Origin of the sequence: Pedobacter cryoconitis, assembly GCF_014200605.1 — a bacterium.
Lineage (GTDB): Bacteria > Bacteroidota > Bacteroidia > Sphingobacteriales > Sphingobacteriaceae > Pedobacter > Pedobacter cryoconitis_B.
This window is the reverse complement of the sequence record NZ_JACHCE010000012.1, coordinates 1-4,189: the sequence shown is the minus strand read 5'-3', so window position 1 is coordinate 4,189 and position 4,189 is coordinate 1. Positions and strand designations below refer to the sequence as shown.

1 protein-coding gene is annotated in these 4,189 nt (G+C 47.0%); it reads right to left on the bottom strand.

Annotation, left to right across the window (positions count from 1 at the left end; all coding sequences use genetic code 11):
* Positions 1–4,189 (bottom strand): beta strand repeat-containing protein (locus tag HDE68_RS24615; RefSeq protein ID WP_183885073.1); only part of this gene is annotated, 4,189 nt, incomplete at both ends.

Genomic DNA, 4,189 nt, shown 5'->3' with positions numbered 1-4,189 from the left:
CAAAACTGGTTTGTGCAGGGTCTTTCAGTGTTTTCACAGTATTCAGGTGAGCCATACCATTTGCAGGTAAACCTGGAGTTGTACAGGTAGTACAAGGGCCTGGTGTTGGGTCAGGAGTTGTACTGGTTGCTGTTACCGAGTTGCTCAGAGTACCTGTGAAGGTTGTTGGTGTCTGAACGGTTACTTCATAAGTAGCGGTTAAACCGTTACCTAAAGTAGTCAGTGTTTCGTTCAGGTTGCCGGTGCCCGCAGCATTCGGATAAGTTACCCCTGCAGAAGTTATCGCAGTCCAGCTGCTGATGGTTGTTCCTGTAGGAGCAGTATCAGCGATATTAACTGCTGCTGCATCACTTGGCCCGTTGTTGGTCACATTAATTCTGTAGACTACTGCCTGACCTGGAACAAAACTGGTTTGTGCAGGGTCTTTCAGTGTTTTCACAGTATTCAGGTGAGCTCTTGCGCCCGGTGTTGTTGTCGCAGTCGAGGTATTGTTACCTGGTGCCGGATCATTCTCGTTACCTGCAATATTTGCCGTATTGGCATAAGGACCAGCTGCATTTACTGAAGCGGTAATGGTTAAGGTAGAGGTTGCTCCATTGGTTAATGTACCTATAGTCCATAAACCAGTTGCAGGGACATAAGTTGTACCAGCAGGTGGAGTTGAACTCACATAGGTATAACCAGCAGGAAGCAGATCAGTTACGACAATTCCCGTACCATCACTTGGCCCATTATTGGTGGCAAACAGTGTGAACACTACGTTGCTGCCTACAGCAGGTGTAGCATTATTAACTGTTTTAACCAGGTCTAAGTTTGTGGTTGCGGTTGGTGTTGTTGTCGCGGTCGAGGTATTGTTCCCCGGAGTCGGATCATTCTCATTACCAGTGATGGTAGCTGTATTGGAATAAGGACCAGCCGCATTTACTGTTGCCGTAATGGTCAGGGTAGAGACCGCACCATTGGTCAATGTACCTATGGTCCATAAACCAGTTGCAGGAACATAAGTTGTACCAGCAGGTGGAGTTGAACTCACATAGGTATAACCAGCAGGAAGCAGATCAGTTACGACAATTCCCGTACCATCACTTGGACCGTTATTGGTGGCAACCAGTGTGAATACTACGTTGCTACCTACTACTGGATTTGCATTATCCACTGTTTTAACCAGGTCTAAGTTGGTTGTTGCAGTTGGAACCGGAGTTACCGTCGAGATATTATTACCCGGAGCCGGATCATTTTCGTTACCAGTGATCGTTGCTGTATTAGCATAAGGCCCAGTTGCATTTACTGAAGCGGTCATGGTCAGGGTAGAAGTTGCTCCGTTAGCTAAGGTACCTATAGTCCATAAACCAGTTCCCGGTGCATAAGTTGTACCAGCAGGAGGCGTTGAACCTACATAGGTATAACCAGCAGGCAGCAGATCTGTTACGACAATTCCAGTACCATCACTTGGACCGTTATTGGTGGCAACCAAAGTAAACACTACGTTGCTGCCTATAGCAGGTGTAGCATTGTTCACTGTTTTGACCAGGTCTAAGTTGGTTGTAGCAGTTGGTGTTGTAGTCGCTGTAGAAGTATTGTTACCCGGATCAGGATCATTCTCGTTACCAGTGATCGTTGCCGTATTGGCATAAGGGCCAGCCGCATTTACTGTTGCCGTAATGGTCAGGGTAGAGGCGGCTCCATTAGTTAATGTACCTATAGTCCATAGACCAGTTGCAGGGACATAAGTTGTACCAGCCGGAGGTGTTGAACTCACATAGGTATAACCAGCCGGAAGCAGATCCGTCACAGAAATTCTGGTGCCGTCACTTGGACCGTTATTGGTGGCAACCAGAGTAAACACCACATTGCTGCCTGCAGCAGGCGTAGCATTATTGACTGTTTTAACCAGATTTAAGTTGGTTGTTGCAGTTGGAACCGGAATCACGGTCGAGGTGTTGTTACCCGGAGTTGGGTCATTCTCATTACCAGTGATCGTTGCCGTATTGGCATAAGGGCCAGTCGCATTTACCGAAGCCGTAATGGTCAGGGTAGAGGTTGCACCATTAGTTAATGTACCTATAGTCCATAGACCAGTTGCAGGGACATAAGTTGTACCAGCAGGTGGAGTTGAACTTACGTAGGTATAACCAGCCGGAAGCAGATCCGTCACAGAAATTCCGGTACCGTCACTTGGACCATTATTGGTGGCAACCAGAGTAAACACTACGTTGCTACCTGCGGCAGGTGTAGCATTATTAACTGTTTTAACCAGGTCTAAGTTGGTTGTTGCAGTTGGCGAAGGGGTTACCGTCGAGGTATTGTTACCCGGAGTAGGGTCATTCTCGTTACCAGTGATCGTTGCAGTATTGGCATAAGGGCCAGCCGCATTTACCAAGGCGGTAATGGTCAGGGTAGAGGTAGCTCCATTGGTCAATGTGCCTATAGTCCATAAGCCACTGGCAGGAACATAAGTTGTACCAGCAGGTGGAGTTGAATTCACGTAGGTATAACCAGCCGGAAGCAGATCGGTTACGACAATTCCGGTACCATTACTTGGACCGTTATTAGTGGCAACCAGTGTAAATACTACATTGCTGCCTACAGCAGGATTTGCATTGTCTACTGTTTTAACCAGGTCTAAGTTGGTCGTCGCGGTTGGCGAAGGGGTTACCGTCGAGGTATTGTTACCCGGAGCCGGATCGTTTTCGTTACCTGTGATGGTAGCTGTATTGGAATAAGGACCAGCTGCATTTACCGAAGCTGTAATAGTTAGGGTAGAGGCTGCTCCATTAGTTAATGTACCTATAGTCCATAGACCAGTTGCAGGGACATAAGTTGTACCAGCCGGAGGTGTTGAACTCACATAGGTATAACCAGCCGGAAGCAGATCGGTCACAGAAATTCCGGTACCATCACTTGGACCATTATTAGTCGCAATCAGAGTAAACACTACGTTGCTACCTACAGCAGGTGTAGCATTATTGACTGTTTTAACCAGGTCTAAGTTGGTTGTTGCAGTTGGAACCGGAGTTGCTGTCGAGGTATTATTACCCGGAGCCGGATCATTCTCATTACCAGTTATTGTTGCTGTATTGGCATAAGGACCAGTTGCATTTACTGTTGCTGTAATGGTCAGGGTAGAGGCTGCTCCATTGGTCAGTGTACCTATAGTCCATAAACCAGTTCCCGGTGCATAAGTTGTACCAGCAGGTGGAGTTGAACTCACGTAGGTATAACCAGCCGGAAGCAGATCGGTCACAGAAATGCCGGTACCATCACTTGGGCCGTTATTTGTGGCAACCAGAGTAAACACTACATTATTTCCTACAGCAGGTGTAGCATTATTGACTGTTTTAACCAGGTCTAAATTGGTTGTTGCAGTTGGTGTTGTAGTTGCGCTAGAGGTATTATTACCCGGAGCCGGATCATTCTCATTACCTGTAATAGTTGCTGTATTGGTATAAAGACCAGTCGCATTTACCGAAGCTGTAATGGTTAGAGTGGAAGTTGCACCATTAGTTAATGTACCTATAGTCCATAGACCACTGGCAGGGACATAAGTTGTACCAGCCGGAGGTGTTGAACTCACGTAGGTATAACCAGCCGGAAGCAGATCGGTTACGACAATTCCGGTACCATCACTTGGACCATTATTAGTAGCAACAAGAGTAAACACTACATTATTTCCTACAGCAGGGGTAGGATTATCCACTGTTTTAGCAAGGCTTAAGTTTGTTGCAGCAGTAGGAACAGTAGTTACCGTTGAGGTATTGTTACCTGGAGCCGGATCATTCTCATTACCTGCAATGGTCGCTGTATTGGCATAAGGACCAGTTGCATTTACCGAAGCAGTAATGGTCAGGGTAGAGGCTGCTCCATTGGTTAATATACCTATAGTCCATAGGCCAGTTGCAGGGACATAAGTTGTACCAGCAGGCGGAGTTGAACTCACGTAGGTATAACCAGCCGGAAGCAGATCGGTCACGGAAATTCCAGTGCCATTACTTGGACCATTATTGGTGGCAACCAGAGTAAACACTACATTACTGCCTACAGCAGGGGTCGGGTTATCCACTGTTTTAACCAGGTCTAAGTTGGTTGTTGCTGTCGGAACCGGAGTTGCTGTTGAGGTATTGTTACCCGGAGCCGGATCGTTTTCGTTACCAGTGATCGTTGCAGTATTGGCATAAGGGCCAGTTGCATT